19 protein-coding genes and 1 pseudogene are annotated in these 19,705 nt (G+C 67.9%); 6 read left to right on the forward strand and 14 right to left on the reverse strand.

Annotation, left to right across the window (positions count from 1 at the left end):
* Window positions 1-43: 43 nt before the first annotated feature.
* Window positions 44-1,642: an alkyl hydroperoxide reductase subunit F gene (gene ahpF / locus BLA15945_RS07115; RefSeq protein ID WP_174991892.1), complete on the forward strand. Its 1,599-nt coding sequence runs from the start codon at window positions 44-46 to the stop codon at window positions 1,640-1,642.
* Between the two features lie 87 nt (window positions 1,643-1,729).
* Here ahpF and BLA15945_RS07120 read toward each other — a convergent pair whose 3' ends face one another.
* From BLA15945_RS07120 to glnQ, 5 genes are all read right to left on the reverse strand, one after another.
* Window positions 1,730-2,488, reverse strand: coding sequence for an extensin (locus BLA15945_RS07120; RefSeq protein ID WP_174991893.1), 759 nt, complete (start codon window positions 2,486-2,488; stop codon window positions 1,730-1,732).
* 160 nt (window positions 2,489-2,648) lie between these two features.
* Window positions 2,649-3,203, reverse strand: a complete 555-nt coding sequence (locus BLA15945_RS07125) for a carboxymuconolactone decarboxylase family protein (protein ID WP_059237089.1) — start codon at window positions 3,201-3,203, stop codon at window positions 2,649-2,651.
* 32 nt (window positions 3,204-3,235) lie between these two features.
* Window positions 3,236-4,570, reverse strand: a complete 1,335-nt coding sequence (locus BLA15945_RS07130; protein WP_059237090.1) for an aspartate aminotransferase family protein — start codon at window positions 4,568-4,570, stop codon at window positions 3,236-3,238.
* 15 nt (window positions 4,571-4,585) lie between these two features.
* Entirely contained in the window at window positions 4,586-5,635 is a 1,050-nt protein-coding gene (locus tag BLA15945_RS07135; protein WP_174991894.1) for a C45 family autoproteolytic acyltransferase/hydolase, read from the reverse strand.
* A 20-nt stretch (window positions 5,636-5,655) separates the two neighbouring features.
* On the reverse strand, window positions 5,656-6,384 hold the full coding sequence (gene glnQ / locus BLA15945_RS07140; RefSeq protein ID WP_174991895.1) for a glutamine ABC transporter ATP-binding protein GlnQ: 729 nt from the start codon (window positions 6,382-6,384) through the stop codon (window positions 5,656-5,658).
* 89 nt (window positions 6,385-6,473) lie between these two features.
* Here glnQ and BLA15945_RS37595 point away from each other — a divergent pair.
* Window positions 6,474-6,596 (forward strand): annotated as a pseudogene (locus tag BLA15945_RS37595) (RNA-guided endonuclease InsQ/TnpB family protein); the annotation flags it as partial.
* Window positions 6,597-6,655: 59 nt separating this feature from the next.
* Here the strand turns inward: BLA15945_RS37595 and glnP are convergent.
* From glnP to BLA15945_RS07160, 3 genes are all read right to left on the reverse strand, one after another.
* Window positions 6,656-7,312: a glutamine ABC transporter permease GlnP gene (gene glnP / locus BLA15945_RS07150; protein ID WP_059237092.1), complete on the reverse strand. Its 657-nt coding sequence runs from the start codon at window positions 7,310-7,312 to the stop codon at window positions 6,656-6,658.
* 66 nt (window positions 7,313-7,378) lie between these two features.
* Window positions 7,379-8,131: a glutamine ABC transporter substrate-binding protein GlnH gene (gene glnH, locus BLA15945_RS07155; RefSeq protein WP_174991896.1), complete on the reverse strand. Its 753-nt coding sequence runs from the start codon at window positions 8,129-8,131 to the stop codon at window positions 7,379-7,381.
* Window positions 8,132-8,619: 488 nt separating this feature from the next.
* The gene (locus BLA15945_RS07160; RefSeq protein ID WP_174991897.1) at window positions 8,620-12,162 is read right to left on the reverse strand and encodes an ABC transporter ATP-binding protein/permease; all 3,543 of its coding nucleotides are present in this window, start codon (window positions 12,160-12,162) and stop codon (window positions 8,620-8,622) included.
* Between the two features lie 121 nt (window positions 12,163-12,283).
* Here BLA15945_RS07160 and BLA15945_RS07165 point away from each other — a divergent pair, with 121 nt between their 5' ends.
* Window positions 12,284-13,231, forward strand: coding sequence for a LysR family transcriptional regulator (locus tag BLA15945_RS07165; protein WP_059237095.1), 948 nt, complete (start codon window positions 12,284-12,286; stop codon window positions 13,229-13,231).
* 59 nt (window positions 13,232-13,290) lie between these two features.
* Here BLA15945_RS07165 and BLA15945_RS07170 read toward each other — a convergent pair whose 3' ends face one another.
* Complete coding sequence (locus BLA15945_RS07170; protein WP_059237096.1) at window positions 13,291-13,662, reverse strand: MAPEG family protein; 372 nt, start codon at window positions 13,660-13,662, stop codon at window positions 13,291-13,293.
* A 304-nt stretch (window positions 13,663-13,966) separates the two neighbouring features.
* Here BLA15945_RS07170 and alr point away from each other — a divergent pair, with 304 nt between their 5' ends.
* Window positions 13,967-15,088: an alanine racemase gene (alr, locus tag BLA15945_RS07175; RefSeq protein ID WP_174991898.1), complete on the forward strand. Its 1,122-nt coding sequence runs from the start codon at window positions 13,967-13,969 to the stop codon at window positions 15,086-15,088.
* A 184-nt stretch (window positions 15,089-15,272) separates the two neighbouring features.
* On the opposite strand, the gene BLA15945_RS07180 is transcribed toward alr, so the two are convergent.
* Window positions 15,273-16,067 carry an enoyl-CoA hydratase gene (locus BLA15945_RS07180; RefSeq protein WP_174991899.1) on the reverse strand — a complete coding sequence of 265 codons (795 nt, stop codon included), beginning with the start codon at window positions 16,065-16,067 and terminating at the stop codon, window positions 15,273-15,275.
* Between the two features lie 246 nt (window positions 16,068-16,313).
* On the opposite strand from BLA15945_RS07180, the gene BLA15945_RS07185 reads away from it, so the two are divergent.
* Window positions 16,314-16,559, forward strand: a complete 246-nt coding sequence (locus BLA15945_RS07185) for a hypothetical protein (protein ID WP_059237098.1) — start codon at window positions 16,314-16,316, stop codon at window positions 16,557-16,559.
* Between the two features lie 12 nt (window positions 16,560-16,571).
* On the opposite strand, the gene BLA15945_RS07190 is transcribed toward BLA15945_RS07185, so the two are convergent.
* The 3 genes from BLA15945_RS07190 to BLA15945_RS07200 form a co-directional block, all read right to left on the reverse strand.
* Window positions 16,572-17,030, reverse strand: a complete 459-nt coding sequence (locus tag BLA15945_RS07190) for a DUF3592 domain-containing protein (RefSeq protein WP_059240752.1) — start codon at window positions 17,028-17,030, stop codon at window positions 16,572-16,574.
* Window positions 17,031-17,040: 10 nt separating this feature from the next.
* Window positions 17,041-17,625 carry a hypothetical protein gene (locus BLA15945_RS07195; protein WP_174991900.1) on the reverse strand — a complete coding sequence of 195 codons (585 nt, stop codon included), beginning with the start codon at window positions 17,623-17,625 and terminating at the stop codon, window positions 17,041-17,043.
* A gap of 150 nt (window positions 17,626-17,775) precedes the next feature.
* Complete coding sequence (locus BLA15945_RS07200; protein WP_174991901.1) at window positions 17,776-18,681, reverse strand: LysR family transcriptional regulator; 906 nt, start codon at window positions 18,679-18,681, stop codon at window positions 17,776-17,778.
* 90 nt (window positions 18,682-18,771) lie between these two features.
* Here BLA15945_RS07200 and BLA15945_RS07205 point away from each other — a divergent pair, with 90 nt between their 5' ends.
* Window positions 18,772-19,293 (forward strand): DMT family transporter, encoded by a 522-nt coding sequence (locus BLA15945_RS07205; protein ID WP_059237101.1) that lies wholly within the window; start codon window positions 18,772-18,774, stop codon window positions 19,291-19,293.
* 37 nt (window positions 19,294-19,330) lie between these two features.
* Here BLA15945_RS07205 and BLA15945_RS07210 read toward each other — a convergent pair whose 3' ends face one another.
* Window positions 19,331-19,696 carry a response regulator gene (locus BLA15945_RS07210; protein ID WP_031401467.1) on the reverse strand — a complete coding sequence of 122 codons (366 nt, stop codon included), beginning with the start codon at window positions 19,694-19,696 and terminating at the stop codon, window positions 19,331-19,333.
* Window positions 19,697-19,705 lie beyond the last annotated feature (9 nt).

The following is a 19,705-nucleotide window of genomic DNA, read 5'->3' on the forward strand; positions in this document are numbered from 1 at the left end:
CGACGTGCCCGACCAGCATAATCAATACGGAATCCGAAACGCCATGCTCGACGCCAATCTCAAGAACCAACTCAAAGCGTACCTCGAAAAAATCACGCGCCCGATCGAACTCGTCGCCTCGCTCGACGACAGCGCGAAATCGCAGGAACTGCTGGCGCTGCTGAACGAGATTGCGTCGCTGACGGATCGCGTGACCGTGACCGAACGCCGCGACGACGCCGAGCGCAAGCCGTCGTTCTCGATCGGCGAGCCGGGCAAGCCGGCCGGCATCCGCTTCGCCGGCATCCCGATGGGCCATGAATTCACGTCGCTCGTGCTCGCATTGCTGCAGACGGGCGGCCACCCGATCAAGCTCGACGACGATGTCATCGAGCAGATCCGCGCGCTCGACGGCGACTACGCGTTCGAGACGTTTTTCTCGCTGTCGTGCCAGAACTGCCCGGAAGTCGTACAGGCGCTGAACGTGATGTCGCTGATCAACCCGCGCATCCGTCACGTCGCGATCGACGGCGCGCTGTTCCAGGATGAAGTCGAGTCGCGCCAGATCATGGCCGTGCCGACGATGTTCCTGAACGGCGCCTCGTTCGGACAGGGCCGCAGCAGCGTGAAGGAAATCCTCGCGAAGCTCGATACGGGCGCCGGCGAACGCGCCGCGAAGTCGCTCGAAAACAAGCCGGTGTTCGACACGCTGATCGTCGGCGGCGGCCCGGCAGGCGCGGCAGCCGCGATCTACTCGGCCCGCAAGGGCATCGCGACGGGCGTCGTCGCCGAGCGTTTCGGTGGCCAGGTGCTCGACACGATGGCGATCGAGAACTTCGTGTCGGTGCAGGAAACCGAAGGGCCGAAGTTCGCAACGGCACTCGAGCAGCACGTGAAGCAGTACGACGTCGACATCATGGACGTGCAGCGCGCCGACGCGCTGATTCCGGGCGACGTGCACCAGATCCGCCTCGCGAACGGCGCGGTGCTGAAGGCGAAGACGATCGTGCTCGCGACCGGCGCGCGCTGGCGCGAGATCAACGTGCCGGGCGAGCGCGAGTACCGCAACCGCGGTGTCGCGTATTGCCCGCACTGCGACGGCCCGCTGTTCAAGGGCAAGCGTGTGGCAGTGGTCGGCGGCGGCAACTCGGGCGTCGAGGCCGCGATCGACCTCGCCGGCATCGTGAAGGCGGTCACGCTGATCGAGTACGGTGCGCAACTGCGAGCGGACGAAGTGCTGCAGCGCAAGCTGCGCAGCCTGCCGAACGTGACGATCGTCACGCAGGCGCAGACGACCGAACTGACCGGCGACGGCAGCAAGCTGAACGGGCTCGTCTACAAGGATCTGCGCTCGGGCGACACGCAGCGCATCGATCTCGAAGGCGTGTTCGTGCAGATCGGCCTCGTGCCGAACACCGAATGGCTGAAAGGGACGGTCGAACTGTCGAAGCACGGCGAGATCGTCGTCGATGCGCGCGGTGCGACGTCGGTGCCGGGCGTGTTCGCCGCCGGCGACGTGACGACGGTGCCGTTCAAGCAGATCGTGATCGCCGTGGGTGAAGGCGCGAAGGCATCGCTCGGCGCGTTCGATCACCTGATCCGCCAGGACGTGGCGCCGGTCGCCGCTGCGCAGCCGCAAGCCGAGGAAGCGGTCGCCGCATAACGCCCTTCGGCATACCCGATTGTCTCTCTTGGCCCCGCATGCTTTGGTCGGCGTGCGGGGTCCTTTTTATTCCGAAACCGATCGCGGTTACTTGGTCGCGGTCGGATCGCCGTTCGCAGGCGCGGGTGTCGTCGACTTGAAGTTGCTCGACGCCCGGACCAGTTGTTCGGTCATCGCGGCGGCAACCGGATTCGCGCCGGACGACGAACTCCCCTGCCGGTACAAACCGGCGCTTGCCGGCATCGACGACATCGGCGGCGCGGGCAACGACGGGTCGAGCTTCGCCGATTCCCGGACGAGCGCGGCCGTCTCCGGCGTTTCGGATTTCGTCGTAGCGGTCGCGTGACGTTCCAGGCCGTCGCGCTTGCGCGGCGCACGTTGCGTGACCTGCGCCGGCGCGGCCGGCTGTGCCTGCTGGGCGGCCGGCGGCGGCGCTGGCGGGGTCGAATCCTGCGCATCGACCGTCACGACATTCACCTTCGGCGGCGGCGCACCCGGCTTCGTCACCGGCTGCGCTTTGTCGCTGACGACCGGTACAGCCGGGGCAGAAGGCGGCGCGGCGCTGACGCGCGCGGGTGCGGCCGGCGCAGGCGCCGTTGCGGGTGACGGGGGCGGAACCGCAGCCTGTTGCTGCGGCGCCGCGGCGGCGGGCGCCGGCGGCGCAATGGTGCCCTGCACCGCGTGATCGTTGTTCGCGGGCGCCACGGCAACCGGCGCGGCCGAATCGCCGATACCGGCGTCTTCGATCGCACGGTGGTCCGCGCGCAGGAGCATCACGTAGGCAGTGCCGGCCACGGCTACCAGGAGCCCACCGGCGATCATCAAGGTCTTGCGGGTACTCGTCATGCTTGCTCACCGATCATGTCGACGTGAACAAGCCATCATACGCGGCCATCGGCCGGCGATCCCGCATGAATACATTTGGTTGCATTGTGCCGGGAGCCGCTCGGCGTGACGTTCGTCAGACGTATCGCCGCCCTGCTCCGGCCCGATCGAAGCGCCGCCTTTACTCCGGAAACGGCAATTCCGTCTGTCCGTCCGCACGCATGCCGAACGTGTTGAGCGTCATCGCGACAAGCGCGTAATAGCCGAGCAATGCAACGAGATTCACGACGGTTTCGTGGCCGAAGCGTGCTTGCGCACGTGAGAACGTCGCGTCGCTGACGCGCCGCGTATCGTACAGCTCGCTCGCGAACGCATGGATCAGCGCATCGTCGTCCGATTCGAATGCGGGTGCGACGCCAAGCCGGATCGCGTCGGCCGTCGCGGCCGGCACGCCCGCGTCGAGCGCGATCGGATGATGGATGTGCCACTCGGCCTGCGAGCGCCAGCGTGCAGCCGTCACGAGAATTGCGAGTTCCGACAGCCGCAGCGGCAGGCCCGTGCGATAGCGGCAGAACGCGCCGAGCTTCTGCGCGTGCTGCGCCAGCTCGGGGCTCGCGATCCAGCCGAGGAACGGCCCGTTCAGGTTGCCGCGCGGGCCGCTGAGAATGTCGGCCAGCACGGCTTTCTGCTCATCGGTGGCCGATGCGGGATCGAACGGAGGCAATCTGTTTGTCATGGCAAGGTCCGGACCAGGTTCGACGAAAAAGTTCATGCACCGGCCGACGCGAGCGCCGCGCCGAGCGCGCCCGACAGTCGCTCGACGATCGTATCGATCTGCTGAGCGGTGCTGATGAACGGCGGCGCCACCAGGATGTGATCGCCGTGGACGCCATCGATCGTGCCACCCATCGGATACACCATCAACCCGCGCTGCATCGCTTCGCGCTTGACCGCCGCATGCAGCTTCAGCGCGGGATCGAACGTCGCCTTGGTGTCGCGATCGCGCACGAGTTCGACGCCGACGAACAGCCCGCGGCCGCGCACGTCGCCGACATGCGGATGCGCGCCGTAGTGCTCGCGCAATGACGCCCGCAGTTGCTCGCCGCGCGCCTTCACGTTGTCGAGCAGCTTCTCTTCGGCGATCACGCGCTGTACTTCGAGCGCGGCCGCACACGCAGTCGCATGGCCGAGGTAAGTATGGCCGTGCTGGAAGAAGCCCGAGCCATCGACGATCGTCCGGTAGATGCGGTCGCTGACGAGCGTCGCACCGATCGGCTGATAGCCCGCGCCAAGCCCTTTCGCGATCGTCAGCAGGTCGGGCGCGATACCGTCTTCTTCGCACGCATACAGGTAGCCCGTGCGCCCCATCCCCGACATGATCTCGTCGAGGATCAGCAGCACGCCGTACTTGTCACACACCGCGCGAATCTGCTTCAGGTACGTGCGCACCGGCGGCACCGCGCCGGCCGTTGCGCCTACCACCGTTTCCGCGACGAATGCCGCAACGTTGTCCGCGCCGAGTTCGACGATCTTCCGTTCGAGCTCGTCCGCCAGACGCTGCGCGTACGCTTCGTCGGTTTCGCCCGATTGCCGGTCGCGGTACGCATAGCACGGGCTCACGTGGTGCGCCTCGATCAGCAGCGGCAGGAACGGCTCGCGCCGCCATGCGTTGCCGCCGATCGCGAGTGCGCCGAGCGTATTGCCGTGATAGCTCTGCCGCCGCGCGATGAAATGCCGGCGCTGCGGCTCGCCCTTCTCGACGAAATACTGGCGCGCGAGCTTCAGCGCGGCCTCGATCGCCTCCGAACCGCCCGACACGAAGTACACGTGTTCGAGGCCGGCCGGCGCGGCATCGACGAGCCGGTCGGCGAGTTCCTCGGCCACGTCGGTCGTGAAGAACGACGTATGCGCGTACGCCAGTTGCTGCGCCTGCCGCTTGATCGCGTCGATCACGCGCTGATTGCTGTGGCCGAGACACGACACGGCCGCGCCGCCGCACGCGTCGATATAGCGTTTGCCGGTGGAATCGATGATCTCGATGCCGTCGCCTGCAACGGCAACGGGCAAGGTGGCGCGCGGAGCGCGATGGAAAACGGTCGTCATGCGTTGCCTCATGGATCAGGACGCGTCGTGCGCGCGTCCGGACGGCACGATGCGCGTCGCGAAACGCTGCGTGCCGTGTTGGTGAATGGTGAAATCGATCGCGGCCGCACCGATCGCGAACACGGCGGTGGCCAGCGTGTTCTCGTCGTCGGGGTCGGCCGGGTCGTCGCGGTAGATCGGCAGCCCTTCCGGCGCGCGATCGCCGAGCACGCCCAGCAGCGCGGCTTCGTCGATCGTGTCGATGCCGGGCGTCAGCGCGTCGACGCGGCGCTGGCGGTCGGCCGACGATTGCGTGACGATCTGTGCTTGCGCATCGCAACCGGGATGCACGAGATGGTTCGCATGGCCCGCGAGCCGTGCGACGTCGACGACCGAGCAGCGCGCAACGCTCGCTTCGATGCTCAGCAAGCGGCCATCGCCGGTCGCGCCGAGCGTGTGATGAAAGCCGCTTGCGCGTGCATGCGCGCGCAATACGTCGGCCGCCGCATCGAGCGACGTCGCGTCGAGCACCGCACGCGCGAGGATCATGCGCGGCACGCCCGGCGCCGGCGTACGGATTCGCAGGTTGTTGATCGCTTGCGCGATACCCGCCCGGTTCGCGGCAAACGTATGGCCCGGCAGCGAACCGGGGTAATAGAAACTGATGAAACCCGGCTTGCCCGCCGGCTGCACGTCGACGAGCAGGCACCGCTCGCGCAGGAACGGATCGCCGTCCTCGTTGTGCGCGATCCAGCGTGTGCCGTTGGCGTCGCGCGCGGCGAGCGTCGTGCAGCCGTCCGGCGCGTGGTGGATCAGCTCGCCACGGCAGTTCCACAGGAAAATGTCGTCGGCCGGCCAGCCGATGCCCGCCGCGATCCCGTCCAGTTCCGCGACGAGATCGGGGGACGCGGCCAGCGCGGCCTGCCGCAGCGCAGCGACGAACGGATGGCCGCGCCAGCGGCGCACGGCCTGCCACGCGCTGCTCTGCTGCATGTACGTGTCGAATACGGGGCGGGCGAGTTCGCCGAGGCGCACGCCGATGTCGAACGGCGCACCGGCGATGACGGGGGAAAGGGAAAGCGGCATGTCGGCCATTTCGGTTTGGTTCAGGACACGTGTTTCAGGAATTCCTTCAGGCGCGGCGTCGGCGGCCGGTCGATCAGGTCGACGGGATGGCCGTCCTCGGCGATGCCGCCCTGATCCATGAACAGCAGCCGCGTACCGACCCGCTTCGCAAAGCCGATCTCGTGCGTGACGACGATCATCGTCATCCCTTCAGTCGCGAGATCCTGCATCACCTTCAGCACTTCGTGGCGCAATTCCGGATCGAGCGCCGACGTCGGCTCGTCGAACAGCATCAGCCGCGGCCGGATCGCGAGCGCACGCGCGATCGCGACGCGCTGCTGCTGGCCGCCCGACAGTTCCGACGGATAGTGATTCGCGCGCGATTCGAGGCCGACCTTGTCGAGCAGCGCCATCGCCTGGTCGCGCGCGTCGGCGCGCGATGCGCCACGCACCTGGATCGGCCCGAACATCACGTTCTCGAGCGCGGTCATTTGCGGAAACAGGTTGAACTGCTGGAACACCATCCCGGCTTCGAGCCGGATGTTGCGGATCGCCGTCGCGTTGCCGCGCACGCTCTGGCCGTCGACGAGCAACTCGCCGCCGGTGATTTTCTCGAGCGCGTTGATACAGCGCAGCATCGTCGACTTGCCCGACCCGGACGGGCCGATCACGACGACCACTTCGCCCGCGTCGATCTTCAGGTCGATATGCTTCAGCACCGGCACGTGGCCGAAGCTCTTCGACACGTTCTGGAATTCGATCATGCTCATAAGATGCTCCAGTCAACGCTGAAATTTTTGGCAAAGCGGAAAGAAGCGTTGTCGACAGACAGCTTCTTCCACGGACCAGCATAACCGGCATGATTCTTGTCTATCGCTGCCGGGTGAAGTCGCTCAACGGCCTCCTGAACCAGCAGAGCCGCGCGGTGAACGACGTCTGGAACTTCTGCAACGACACGCAGCAGCACGCGCTCAAGTGGAACAACATGCGGACGTGCATCGCCGGTTGCGGGAATTGCTCCGCCTCGGGGAAACAGGGACGTCAAAGGATCCGCATCCTCTTCTCGACGAGCCGCAGCGTCAACGTCATGGCGCCGGTCAGCAACAGGTAGATGACCGCCACGGCGCTCCAGATCTCGACCGCCTGGAAATTGCCCGCGATGATTTCCTGGCCCTTGCGCGTCAGCTCGCCAACGCCGATCACGATGAACAGCGACGTGTCCTTGAGGCTCACGATGCACTGGTTGCCGAGCGGCGGAATCAGCCGCCGGAACGCGAGCGGCCCGACCACCTTCAGCAGCACGCGCGGCATCGACAAGCCCATCGCGAGCCCCGCTTCCGTCAACCCCTTCGGGATCGACAGCAGCGCGCCGCGCACCACTTCCGCGAGATACGCGCCGGAATTCACCGTGATTGCGATGATCGCGGCCGTCAGGCCGTCGATGCGGATATGCGCGAGCAACGGCAGCGCGAAGTACAGGAACATCACCTGCACGACGATCGGCGTACCGCGGATCAGTTCAATATAGACCTGGACGAGCACGTTCATCGCCTTCGGTCCGTATGCGCGGAACATCCCCGCGACCATCCCGACGATGAAACCGCCCGCCAGCCCGAAAAATGCGATGAACACCGTCAACCGGACCCCGTCCATCAGGTCCGGCAACGCCGCCCAGATCGCCGACCAATCGAAATTCACTTGTCACTCCCCGTTCGATTCAAGACCGGCGCGGCCGCCCGGCCGCGCGCTGTTGCCGCGTCACGCTCACATCTTCGGCGGTTCGGCACCGAACCACTTCCTGTAGATCTGCGCGTAGCGGCCGTCGGCCTTGATCTTCACGAGCGACGCGTTGACCTTCGGCACGAGCGGGCTGCCCTTCGGAAAACCCATCCCGTACTTGTCGCCGCTGACCGGCTGGCCCGCGACTTTCACCTTGCCCTTGCCTTCGTTGTTCACGAAGAACAGCACGTTCGGCGTGTCGTGCATTGCCGCGTCGACGCGGCCGGCCTCGAGCGCGAGATACGCCTGGTCGATGTTCGGGAACTGGCGGATCTCCTTCGGCTTCAGGTGCGCCTTGATCCAGTCGATCGTCGCGGTGCCCGTCTTCGCGGCGATCACCTTGCCGTTCAGGTCGTCGATCGACTTGATCGACGTGTTGCCGGCCTGCACCATCGCCGCAAGGCCGCTGTCGTAATACGGCGCGGAGAAGTCGATCGCCTTCTTGCGCTCCTCCTTGATCGTCATCCCCGACAGCGCGACGTCGATGTTCTGCGTCTGCAGCGCCGGGATCAGCCCCGCGAAATCCATCGGCTGAATCGTGTATTTCCAGCCCTGGTCCTTCGCGATCTCGGCCCACAGGTCGAGATCGAAGCCGACGTACTTGTTGCCCTGCTTGAACTCGAACGGCATGAACGACGTGTCGGTCCCGACGACGAGCGTCTTGGTGTCCGCGTGCGCGATGCTGGCGCCGAGCGCGACGGCGACCGCGACGGCTTTCAGGAAGGAACGGCGACTCATGGTTTCTCTCCGCATGATTGAGCGATGTAACCGGCCAGCCGGCCGGCGGTAACGACGACATCAAGCCGCACCGCAACATGCGATGTCGAATTAGACCTTAGTGCAACAAGTGTTGTCAATGGCGATACTACGACAACAAAAAAGTCTGCAACAGGTAAATGCATCGAGACAAACCCGAGCCGTGCGGGGCGGATTGATCGGAGGAAACGGGAGAACGGTCGGGCGAGGCATGCAGACCGGCGCACGACTCGCGGGTACGCGCAAGGCGGGAGCGTGCAGAAGGGATCGTGGTGGCTGGCGCGGGTCGCGGACGGCGGCGTGCGCCAGCTGTCAAACGAAGGCGACGCGCCATGCGCCGCCCGCGCATTCGTTCGCGCGGACGGTCAGCGGTTCAACAACGCGTGTCCCGCCAACCGTCGGCGCGATTCAACGCGTGTTGCGGAAGGGGTTCGCCGGCGTCGCCCGGCGACGCGGCGGTGCAGCGTCGATCACGCCGCCACCCCGCTCGCCTGATGCGACACGAGCCGCGCATACGCGCCCTGCCGCGCCATCAGGTCCGCGTGGCTTCCGGCTTCGATCACGCCACCGCGCTCGATCACGAGGATCAGGTCGGCATTGCGCACGGTCGACAGCCGGTGCGCGATGATGATCGACGTGCGCTGCGTCATCAGGTCGTCCAGCGCCGCGCGGATCTGCTGTTCGCTGATCGTGTCCAGATGGGACGTCGCCTCGTCGAGGATCAGCACCGGCGCATCCTTCAGGAACGCGCGCGCGATGGCCACGCGCTGGCGCTGACCGCCCGACAGCTGCACGCCGCGCTCCCCGACGCGCGTCGCGAGCCCGTCCGGCAACCGTGCGACGAAGTCGCCGAGCGCCGCGTGGTCGATCGCGCGCTGCACGTCCGCGTCGGACGCGTCGTTCCCGGCGAGCCGGATGTTCGCCTCGAGCGTGTCGTTGAACAGGTAGGTATCCTGCGCAACCAGCGCAATGTGCTGCCGCAAGTCGTCGAGCCGCAGGTCGCGCAGGTCGACGCCGCCGAGCGTCACGCGGCCCTGCTGCGGATCCCAGAAGCGCAACAGCAGGCTCGCGACCGTCGACTTGCCGGCGCCTGATGCGCCGACCAGCGCGACCGTGCTGCCGGGCGGCACGTCGAAGCTCACGCGGTCGATCGCGGGCACGCTGCGGCCCGGATACGTGAACGACGCGGACTCGAAACGCACCGCCGGATTGCCGGGCATCGCATGCGTGCCGTCCGTCACGGTCACGGGCTCCTTCTCCAGCGCGCGCAAGCGGCGCGTCGACGCAATCGTGTCGGCAAGCTGGCGCGCGACCTGGCCGATTTCGGCCACCGGCATGAACGCCGCCACCGCAACCAGCACCAGCAGCGGCAACGATTCGCGCGGGAACCAGCCGCGTGCGCACAGCAGCGCACCGAGCGCCGCGACGGCCAGCCCGCCGAGCCCGCTCGCGACTTCCAGCGCGGCGCTTTGCGTCGACAGGTCGTCGAGCAGCTTCGCGCGCTGCTGGCGGTACGCATCGACCTCGGCCAAGAACGCTGCCCGCCGGCGCGCGATCGCCTGGAACGCGGTCAGCTCTGCAAGCCCCTGGATCGTTTCGGTCAGGTGTGCACCGAGCTGGCCGAGCGCTTCGCGCGCGCCGGTGCCGAGCCGGTCGACATCGCGCCGGGCCAGCACGGGCGCGAGCCCGGCCCACAGCAGGAACGGCAGCAGCACGAGCGCGAGCGGCCACGCGACCGAGGCCAGCAACACCAGCACGCCGGCCGGCACGAGCACCGCGACGAACGCCGGCGCCAGCGTGTGGGCATAGAAATATTCGACGGTTTCGACGTCCTGCGTCGCGAGCGACACGAGATCGCCGGAGCGGCGGCGCAGCAGCCCGGCCGGCGCGAGGCGTTCGAGCGTCGCGAACAGCGCGATGCGCATTTCCGCGAGCAGCCGGTATGCCATGTCGTGCGCAAGCCACGATTCGAGCCAGTGCAGCACGGCCGCCACCGGCGCGATCACGAGCAGCGCGGTGACGAGCGCCGGGCTCACCCGGCCGGACGACACCGCGCCGACCACCATCGCACCGATCACGCCGACGCCGATGAACGCGAGCACGCGGCCGATCCCGAACAGCACGGTCAGCGCCACCTTGCCCTTCCACGGCTGCACGAAGCGCAGCAGCGTCCGCAACGTTTCCGGCCAGCCGATCGTCGCCGCGTCGTCGTTCAGCGGCCGCACCTGCGGGCCCGACGACGCGCGCGCGGTCGCCCCCCCGGCCGTCGCCGTCGCGCCGACGGATTCGGCGACCGCCTCCAGTTGCGGCCCCATCAGCCGGCGATACGGACCGTCGCGCGCGATCAGCGCCGCGTGCGTGCCTTCATCGACCACCTGCCCCTGGTCGAGCACCAGGATGCGGTCGGCGCCGATCACGCTGGACAACCGGTGCGCGAGCACGAGCGTCGTGCGGCCGCGCGTGAGCCGGTCGAGCGCCTGCTGGATCAGCGCTTCGTTTTCCGCATCGACCGACGACAGCGCCTCGTCGAGCAGCAGGATCGGCGCATCGCGCAACAGCGCGCGGGCAATCGCAATACGCTGGCGCTGGCCGCCCGACAGCATGAGCCCGCGTTCGCCGATGCGCGTCGCGTAGCCGTCGGGCAGCGCCGAGATGAAATCGTGCGCGTTGGCGGCGCGCGCGGCCGCGATCATGTCGGCATCGCTCGCGTCGGGGCGGCCGAGCCGCAGGTTGTCGGCGACGCTGCCGTCGAACAGCGTCGCATCCTGCGCGACAACCGCGATCATGTCGCGCACCTGGTCGTCATCGAGCGCGCGCACGTCGTGGCCGCCGATGCGGATCGCACCGCCCTGCGCATCGTGCTGGCGCAGCAACAGCCGCACGATGGTCGACTTGCCCGCGCCGCTCGGCCCGACGATCGCGACCGTTTCGCCTTCGTGCACCGTGAAGCTCAACGCCGCATGCGCATCCGCGCGGCGCCCCGGATACGCGAAGCTGACGTCGTCGAACGCGATCTCCGGCCGCAGCCCCGTCACGCGCGGCGCGTCGGCTGGCGGCGCCTGGCTACCCGCGTCGAGCAGCGCATGGATCGCATTCGCCGCAGACTGGCCGATCATCCCCTGGTGCAGCACCGCGCGCAGGTCGCGCAACGGCCGGAAGATTTCGCTGCCGGCCATCAGCACGATCAGCAATGCTTCGAGACTCATGTCGCCATGCCGCACGCGCCACGCGCCCACCGCAATCGCCGCGGCCGCGCCGAGACCCGTGCCGAGATCGGTGAAGAGCCGCGTCAGCAGGCCGAGCGCGAGCACCCAGAACGTGCTGTCGGACAGCGCGCGCGCCTTCGCGGCCAGCTTCGCGCCGAACGCGGTGCTCTGCCCGAACGCCTTCAGCGTCGGCAAGCCCTGCACCGCGTCGAGAAACTCCTCGCCGAATGCCTTGAACGCGGCCGACCGTGCGAGCGCCGCGCGCTTGTCGGCACGATGCACGAGTTGCGGCAGCGCGAGCGTCACGAGCGCCGCGACCAGCAGGATCGCGGCCGTCGGCACGTCCCACCATGCGAGCACCGCGAAGATCATGACCGGCGCGCACGCGGCGATCACGAGCTGCGGCAGGTAGACGCCGAAGAAGGTTTGCAGCTGCTCGACGCCGTCGACGACGGCCAGCATCACACCGCCCGTGCGTTCGCCGCTGAACCACGCGGGGCCGAGCGCGGCGATCCGGTCGAACAGCCGTGCGCGCAGCGTGGCCTGCACGCGTCCGGCCGTGTGTTGCGCGAGCACGGTGCGGCGATGATCGAGCCACGCGCGCAGCAGCACGCAGGCCGCCGTTGCAACGACGGCTGCGCCGATGCTGCGTACCGGCGCACCGGTAAAAACCAGCGCCAGCACGCGGCCGAGAAATACGAAACGCAGGATGCCGACCCCCATCGCGACGAGCCCGAGCGCGACTGCCGCGGCTACCCGCCAGCGCAGTCCCGCCATCATTGCCCATAGTCGTCGGTCGAAATACATGAAGCCCTCCGGTCGGTGTTTCGTTGAGTTGTTTTCTTGACCGGATCGAGGCTACCCGCGCCACCCGCGCGCGGCAAAAGATGATTTTTCAACGGGTGTTGAGTCAACTACAATACCCGCCATGTCGCATCTTCCCCCCCTTAGCGCACTGCGTGCTTTCGAGGCGGCCGTCCGCCTCGGCGGGTTCGCGCGCGCGGCGGCCGAGCTGAACGTGTCGACCAGCGCGGTCAGCCACCAGATCCGCTCGCTCGAGGAATCGCTGGGGGCGCGGCTGCTCGAACGCAGCACCGGGCTTGGCGGCATCGGGCTCACGCCGGCCGGCGCACGCCTGCTGCCGGCCGTCAGCGATGCGTTGTCGCGCCTGACCGACGCCTGCGCCGAGATTCGCGGCACCGCACAACGGTTGACCGTCTCCGCCAACGCGCCGTTTTCGTCGATGTGGCTCGCGCGGCGCCTTGCGGAATTCTCTTCACTTCATCCCGAAACGCCGCTGCATGCCGTCGTGCTCGACGACGAGCCGGATTTCGCACGCAGCGGCGTCGATCTGGCGATCGTGCACGTGCCCGCGCACCGGCTGCGGGCCGACGACGACATGCTGATGCGGGAAACCGTGTTTCCGGTCTGCAGCCCCGAACTGTTTCCGTACGCATCTGGGCACGTGTGCCGCTCGCGGCTCCTGCAGGAAATGCACGAGGACAGCCCGGAGATCGACTGGCGCAACTGGGCATCCGACTTCGGCCTGCCCGGCGATTTCGAAACGAAGATCGTGCGTTACAGCAGTTTCAGCCAGGTGATCGGCGCGGCGGTCGGCGGCGCGGGCATCGCGCTCGGCCGCGTGCCGCTGATCGAGCCCGAACTGCGCAGCGGGCGTCTGGTGCCGCTGGTGCCGGGCCTCGCACGCGATGCGTCGTGGTGCTTCGTGCTGCGCCGCCATCCGTCGACGCGGCACCGGCTGCTCGACCCGTTGATCGCGTTCCTGCGCAGCGAAGCGCAGGCACCGCCGTTCGTCGCGAAGATGGTTGCGCCCGCATCCAACGACAGTCACGCCCGCGGCGCGGGCGGCGCCTGACGGGTGACGGGTGACGGGCCGGCATATGAAGCCGGCCCTCGCCTTCGCCGAACTTCCGCTTACGGCGTGGCGAAGAACAGCGCGACGACGCACGCCATCCCGCCAAACCACACGAGCGAACGCAGCGACGCCCAGTTCAGCAGGTACATCAGCGCATAGACGATGCGGATCGCGACGAACGCCATCGCAAGCTGGTCGACGCGATGCACGTTCGCGCCGTTGTGCCACGCCACCACCAGCGCGGCCGTGAACAGCGCAAGCGCTTCCCACGCATTCTGATGCGCGGCCTGCGCGCGTGCGCGCCAGCCTTCGAGCTTCGCCAGGTAATCGCGCGGCGCGCGGTTGTCGTAGCCCTTGCGGGCCTTGGCCAGGAACGTCATCGGGAACGGCAACAGCGCCACGATGAACAGGCACAGCTGGGACGTCGTCATCTAAGTCTCCTCCATTATGATTACATTGATCAATGACAAGATCGCCGAGAGCTTAGCATTGCGCCGCGCTGTTCGCGCACCGGTTTTCTAGACGGGAGACTCGGCCACGCGGGCCTCGGGCGGCCGCGACCGGCCTGCTTGACCACCCCAATTTCCACCAAATCGTCGATAAATACGTTAATTAAAACTGGTCGAACACCAATAAGATAGCGCTCAACACTGGCTTGACGCGCTATCGCGCGCCAGCCTGCCGTTTCAATCCGCGCCGCCGCGCACCGAACGACATCCGACCCGAGCCATCGCCATGCCCCGTCCCATCGTCGCCCATATCCGCCCCGAAGCCGTCCGCCACAATCTCGATTTCATCCGCCGCACCGCCGCGCAATCGCGTGTGTGGGCCGTGATCAAGGCCAACGCGTACGGCCACGGCATCGAACGGATCTACCCGGGCCTCGCGGCCGCCGACGGCATCGCGCTGCTCGATCTCGACGAAGCCGTGCGCGTGCGCGAACTCGGCTGGGACAAGCCCGTGCTGCTGCTCGAAGGGATCTTCGAGCCGGCCGACGTCGAACTGGCCGATCGCCATCGGCTGACGGTCAGCGTGCACTGCGACGAACAGCTCGACCTGCTGATCGCCGCGAAGCCGCAGCAGCCGATCGACATCCAGCTCAAGATGAACTCCGGGATGAACCGGCTCGGCTATCGGCCCGACGTGTTCCGCGCCGCATGGGAACGCGCGGCGAGCGCACCGTCGATCGGCAAGATCACGCTGATGATGCATTTCGCGAACGCCGACGAAGGCGAGGTCGACTGGCAGCTCGACCAGTTCGACGCGACCACGGCCGGGATTCCGGGCGAGCGCTCGGTGTCGAATTCGGCGGCCGTGCTGTGGCATCCGCGCGCGCACCGCGACTGGGTGCGGCCCGGCACGATCCTGTACGGCGCATCGCCGACGGGCGCGTCGCGGCATATCGCCGACACGCCGCTGATGGCCTCGATGACGCTGACGAGCAAGCTCATCGGCGTGCAGACGCTGTCGCCGGCGGAAACCGTCGGCTACGGCCGCCGCTTCACGACCGACCAGCCGATGCGGATCGGCGTGGTCGCATGCGGCTACGCGGACGGCTATCCGCGCCACGCGCCGACCGGTACGCCGATTGCGGTGGACGGCGTGATGACACGCGTCATCGGCCGCGTGTCGATGGACATGCTGACCGTCGACCTGACGCCGTGCCCGAACGCGGGCATCGGATCGAGCGTCGAGCTGTGGGGTGACCAGGTGAAGGTGGACGACGTCGCGGAAGCCAGCGGCACGATCGGCTACGAGCTGATGTGCGCGCTCGCGCCCCGCGTGCCGGTCGTGATCGTGCCGCCCGGCGTGTCGGCCGTGGAGCCGGCGCGGCGGACCGGGAGCTACGGCCGCTGATCCACGTCGACGCGGCGGCGCGCTGTCGTGTCGCCGTGCGTGCCGCACGCCTTGCTTGCGGGCCGCCTCGGGTGGCCCGTTTGCTTTCCGGCGCAGCGGCACCGCATGCGAGCCAAACCGGCAAAACCAACGAAATCGCGTGACGTTCCTTCCGAACCGCACGCTGCCCGCTTGCGCCGACGCGTCACGAACGCCACGTCGGCTGGCGCTTTTCGAGAAACGCGTCGATCCCCTCGCCCGCATCCTCTTCCATCATGTTGCGCGCCATCACGTCGCCCGCATACGCATAGGCTTCGTCGAGCGGCAGCTCGCGCTGGCGATAGAACATCTGCTTGCCAAATCGCACCGCGGCCGGGCTCTTCGCGACGATCTCCGCGACCTTGCGCGCGACGGCCGCATCGAGCGCGTCCTCGGGCACGGCCTCGTTGACGAGCCCCCACGCGGCGGCCGTCGCCGCATCGACGAAACGCCCGGTCACGAGCATGTCGAACGCGCGCTTCGCGGCGACGTTGCGGCTCAACGCGACGGCCGGTGTCGAGCAGAACAGCCCGACGTTGATGCCCGATACCGCGAAGCGCGCGGTATCGGCGGCGATTGCAAGGTCGCACGCGGCAACGAGCTGGCAGCCGGCCGCCGTCGCGATGCCGTGCACGCGCGCGATCACCGGCACCGGCAATGCGCGCATCGCGAGCATCACGCGGCTGCACTGCGCGAACAGCGTGCGGTAGTAGTCGAGTTCGGGCCGGCTGCGCATCTGCCGCAGGTCGTGGCCCGCGCAGAACGCCTTGCCTTCGGCGGCCAGCACGACGCAGCGCACGTGCGGATCGGCCGCCAGCGTATCGAACGCATCGTGCAGGCTCGCAAGCATCGCCTCGGACAACGCATTGAACTGCTGCGGGCGATTCAACCGCAGCGTGACGACGCCGTCGTGCGCGTCGCGCAACAGGATCGGCTCGGCAGTCTCTTGATCGGGTTCCATGATGTTCCACTCGGCGGCGTTCGGCAGGATTCGGTGCGGCACGAACGGACGGCCACGGCATGCGTCCGTTCGCAGCATCGTGACGAAATGGTCCTCCACATTCCGTGTGACGTCCAGTCACGTGCCACTCGTCTTGCGGCCCGCCGTGCCGCAAAGGCGGCCGTCGCACAGGCGACGCATCCGAGCGCCGCGACCGCCCGCAGCGCGTCGCTCCGACCCGGCAACAGGATCGTCGCGGCGCCTGCAATGGCCACGCCGGACAAGCTTCCGGCCTGCCTCGCCGCATTGAGGCCCCCCGATGCCGCGCCCGCCGCGTCCGCGGGCACCTGTTCGAGCACGGTCGCGATCATCGGCGCTACCGACAACGCGGCCCCGGTGCCGAATGCGATCAACGCCGCCCGGACCACCGGCCACGGCGCACGCAGCGCGAGCGCGGCGGCGACCGAAGCCGTCGTCGACGAATTTGCGACCGCCGGGCCTTCCGCCCGGTAGCGGGCTTCCGCGTCAGCGCGCGACCGGCTGGCGCCCGCCGCGCCACGCGCGCACACCCGACCACAGGTGCCCGACGCCCGCGCCGAAAAAGACGGCGCCCATCGCGCCGAAGATCAGCACGTCGCCCCAGATCGCGCCGAACGTATTCAGCTGTGCGGTCATCCTGGGCTCGTCCGGCGCGTAGCGCACCTCGACCGTCGCGCCGTCCTGCTCGCTGACCAGGCCGCCCTGCGCATATTCGACATGCTCGCCCGCGAGCGTCGTGAACGCGATCTCGGGATGATGCTTGCCGGCGTTCAGCTTGATGACGCGGCCCGGCACGACGACCGACGTTCGCAGGAATTCGCGCGTCGACTGCGCGTACAGCGCGATGCCGATCAGCAGGCCCGCTCCGACCAGGGTAAAAAGGACGCCTTTCGCGATCAGCGTCTCCGTGCGCGGCTTGGCGGCGCCTTCGGATCGGGACACCATCTCGCTCACCTCACGGGCGCGACTGATAGAACGACACGTCGATCTTCGACTGCGTCTTGCAACGGTACATCACGCCGCGCCCCGTTTCGTCGGTCACGCCTTCGTACGGGCCGTTGCAGCCCATGACCTTGTATTGCGCGAACGGAATGCGCTTGCCGTCGGTCGGCCGGACCAACACCGGGATGCGCCCCGTCGGGCCATCGCCGACGATACGCACGAGTATCATGCGCGCCGGATCGATCGGCGCGGCGGAACGCATGAAAATCGTGCGTCCCTGCGCGTCGGTCGCGCCTTCGACTTCGAGTTCCCGGTTGTCCAGGGATGCGCTCGTATAGAGCGCGAATGCATAGCGCGTGTTCGGCAGCGCCTGCTTCGTCGCGGGATCGTGCAGCACGAAATAGCACCCGTTGGCGCCCTTCCCGGCCGTTGCCTGCCCGTCGACCTGCGTGGGATTGCACGTGTACGACGAACCGTTGCCGACGGCAGCCTGCTGTGCATGCTGCTGCGCGGTGCCGGCGCATCCGCCTGCCAGCGCGGCCACCAGCGTCACGCATGCGCCGCGCACGAGCGCTGCCCGGTCGATCCTGGTTGTCATTGGAATCCTGTTCCTGATTGCGATGGATGCCGGGCGTGCTGCGCATGACGCGCAGGCACGCCTGCCCTCGGCATCCGGCAGGATACGGACATCGCGGCGCACTGTAAATCGTTGCGCCCGCAATCGGCCGCGCGGTGCCGCTACCCGTCGCTACCCGCCGCTCGCGACGCGCGCGATCGTCTGCCGCAGCCAGACGTGCGCGGCGTCGCCATGCCGGCGTTCATGCCAGTGCTGCGCAAACTCGAACGAATCGATCGGGAACGGCGGCTCGAACACGCGCAGGCGCGCGTCGTCGCGCACGCGATCGAGGTTCCGGCGCGCGACGGTCAGCACGAGATCCGTGCCGGCGATCAAGTCGTTGGCGACGCCCCAGAACGGCAGGATCACCGCAATGTGCCGCTCGCGCCGCAGCCGTGCGAGCGCGCGATCGACCTCGTTGTCCATGCCGTCGCGCATCGCGACGAGTGCATGCGGCCGCGCGAGCCACGCGTCGAGCGCGAGTTCACCGCGGCGCGGCAGGCGGCTCGCGTCGGCCACGCACGCGAACGATTCGACGAACAGCGGCTGCGCATGCAGGTCGCGCTGCAATGCAGGCAGCACGCCGAGTGCAAGATCGACCTCGCCATCCATCAGCTGCATGCGCATCGCCTCGCGCGTGGCCTGCGACACGATCAGCTCGATGCCCGGCGCGTCGGCGCGCAACGTCTTCACGAGCGTGGGCAGCACGATCCGCGCGCCGTAATCGGACATCGCGATCCGAAAGACGCGCGTGGCCGCGGACGGATCGAACGCCGGCGGCTCGATCAATGCGCCGAGCCGGCCAAGGACGTCGTTCAGCGGCTCGACCAGCTCGTTCGCCCGTGCAGTCAGCTCGAGCCGGCCTGCGCGCCGCACGAGCAGCGGATCGCCGAAAATCTCGCGCAGCCGCGCGAGCGCATGGCTCACGGCCGGCTGGCTCTTGTGCAGCCGGGTCGCCGCGCGCGAGATGTGACGCTCGCTCAGCAGCACATGCAGCGTGACGAGCAGGTTCAGGTCGATACGGGCGAGGTTATTCATGGCGCGAATATGAAGCATCCGAAAGACGAATTTCCATTCGCCATCTTAATGGATGACAATCTTTTCGACACCCTTTCAAGACCGACCAAGATGACGACTTCGCTTTCCTTCGCCACCCTTCCGCTCGCCGTCGCGGCTTTCGTCGCCGGCGCGCTCGTACCGCTGCAGGGCGGCAGCAATGCCGCGCTCGGGCGGGCGCTCGGCCACCCGCTATGGGCCAGCGTCGCGTCGCTGACGGTCAGCCTGCTCGCGGTACTGCCGGTGCTGCTGGCGACGCGCGCGAACGCGCCGCTCGTCGGCGAAGCGCTGCAGCGCCCGCTGTGGATGTGGCTCGGCGGCCTTGCGGGCGTGATCTACATCACGCTCGCGCTGATCCTGACGCCGCGGCTCGGCGCGACGACCTTCATCGTCTGCGTCGTGGCCGGACAGATGCTCGCGTCGCTGCTGATCGATCACTACGGGCTGATGGGCCTCGCGCAACGGCTCGCGACGCCCGGCCGCATCGCGGGCGTCGCGCTGATCTTCGCGGGCATGATCGTCGTGCAATGGCAGACGCCCGCGCCGGTTCCGGCGCGCAGCGCGGCGGCCGCGCAACCCGAACCGCAGCATTGACGGCGACGGTGACGGGCCCGCTGCGGCCGGACGTGCGTCAGCCCGCGAGCTTCTTCAGTGCGTCGAGCACCGCGTCGCCCTTGAACGGCTTCACGATCCAGCCCTTCACGCCGGCGGCCTTGCCGCGCTCCTTCATCGCCGGGCTGCTTTCGGTCGTCAGCATCACGACGTTGACCGTCGCGTTCGCCAGTTCGCCGCGGATCTTCTCGACCATCGTCAGGCCGTCCATGTTCGGCATGTTCACGTCGCTGATCACGAGGCGCACGCCGGGCGTCGCCTTGAGCTTCGCGAGCCCGTCCTTGCCGTCGACGGCCGTCGCGACGTCGAGCCCGTGATTGCGCAGGAAGCCCGCGACTTCGTCGCGCACCGTGCCCGAATCGTCGACCACCAGAATCTTTGCCATGTCGTATTC

Origin of the sequence: Burkholderia arboris (genome assembly GCF_902499125.1) — a bacterium.
GTDB lineage: Bacteria > Pseudomonadota > Gammaproteobacteria > Burkholderiales > Burkholderiaceae > Burkholderia > Burkholderia arboris.

Bases quoted from the DNA above. Each gene is read 5' to 3' on its own strand.
- ahpF (WP_174991892.1), top strand. From the start codon at position 44: ATGCTCGACGCCAATCTCAAGAACCAACTCAAAGCGTACCTCGAAAAA.
- BLA15945_RS07120 (WP_174991893.1), bottom strand. From the start codon at position 2,488: ATGACGAGTACCCGCAAGACCTTGATGATCGCCGGTGGGCTCCTGGTA.
- BLA15945_RS07125 (WP_059237089.1), bottom strand. From the start codon at position 3,203: ATGACAAACAGATTGCCTCCGTTCGATCCCGCATCGGCCACCGATGAG.
- BLA15945_RS07130 (WP_059237090.1), bottom strand. From the start codon at position 4,570: ATGACGACCGTTTTCCATCGCGCTCCGCGCGCCACCTTGCCCGTTGCC.
- BLA15945_RS07135 (WP_174991894.1), bottom strand. From the start codon at position 5,635: ATGCCGCTTTCCCTTTCCCCCGTCATCGCCGGTGCGCCGTTCGACATC.
- glnQ (WP_174991895.1), bottom strand. From the start codon at position 6,384: ATGAGCATGATCGAATTCCAGAACGTGTCGAAGAGCTTCGGCCACGTG.
- glnH (WP_174991896.1), bottom strand. From the start codon at position 8,131: ATGAGTCGCCGTTCCTTCCTGAAAGCCGTCGCGGTCGCCGTCGCGCTC.
- BLA15945_RS07160 (WP_174991897.1), bottom strand. From the start codon at position 12,162: ATGTATTTCGACCGACGACTATGGGCAATGATGGCGGGACTGCGCTGG.
- BLA15945_RS07165 (WP_059237095.1), top strand. From the start codon at position 12,284: ATGTCGCATCTTCCCCCCCTTAGCGCACTGCGTGCTTTCGAGGCGGCC.
- BLA15945_RS07170 (WP_059237096.1), bottom strand. From the start codon at position 13,662: ATGACGACGTCCCAGCTGTGCCTGTTCATCGTGGCGCTGTTGCCGTTC.
- alr (WP_174991898.1), top strand. From the start codon at position 13,967: ATGCCCCGTCCCATCGTCGCCCATATCCGCCCCGAAGCCGTCCGCCAC.
- BLA15945_RS07180 (WP_174991899.1), bottom strand. From the start codon at position 16,067: ATGGAACCCGATCAAGAGACTGCCGAGCCGATCCTGTTGCGCGACGCG.
- BLA15945_RS07185 (WP_059237098.1), top strand. From the start codon at position 16,314: ATGGCCACGCCGGACAAGCTTCCGGCCTGCCTCGCCGCATTGAGGCCC.
- BLA15945_RS07190 (WP_059240752.1), bottom strand. From the start codon at position 17,030: ATGGTGTCCCGATCCGAAGGCGCCGCCAAGCCGCGCACGGAGACGCTG.
- BLA15945_RS07195 (WP_174991900.1), bottom strand. From the start codon at position 17,625: ATGACAACCAGGATCGACCGGGCAGCGCTCGTGCGCGGCGCATGCGTG.
- BLA15945_RS07200 (WP_174991901.1), bottom strand. From the start codon at position 18,681: ATGAATAACCTCGCCCGTATCGACCTGAACCTGCTCGTCACGCTGCAT.
- BLA15945_RS07205 (WP_059237101.1), top strand. From the start codon at position 18,772: ATGACGACTTCGCTTTCCTTCGCCACCCTTCCGCTCGCCGTCGCGGCT.
- BLA15945_RS07210 (WP_031401467.1), bottom strand. From the start codon at position 19,696: ATGGCAAAGATTCTGGTGGTCGACGATTCGGGCACGGTGCGCGACGAA.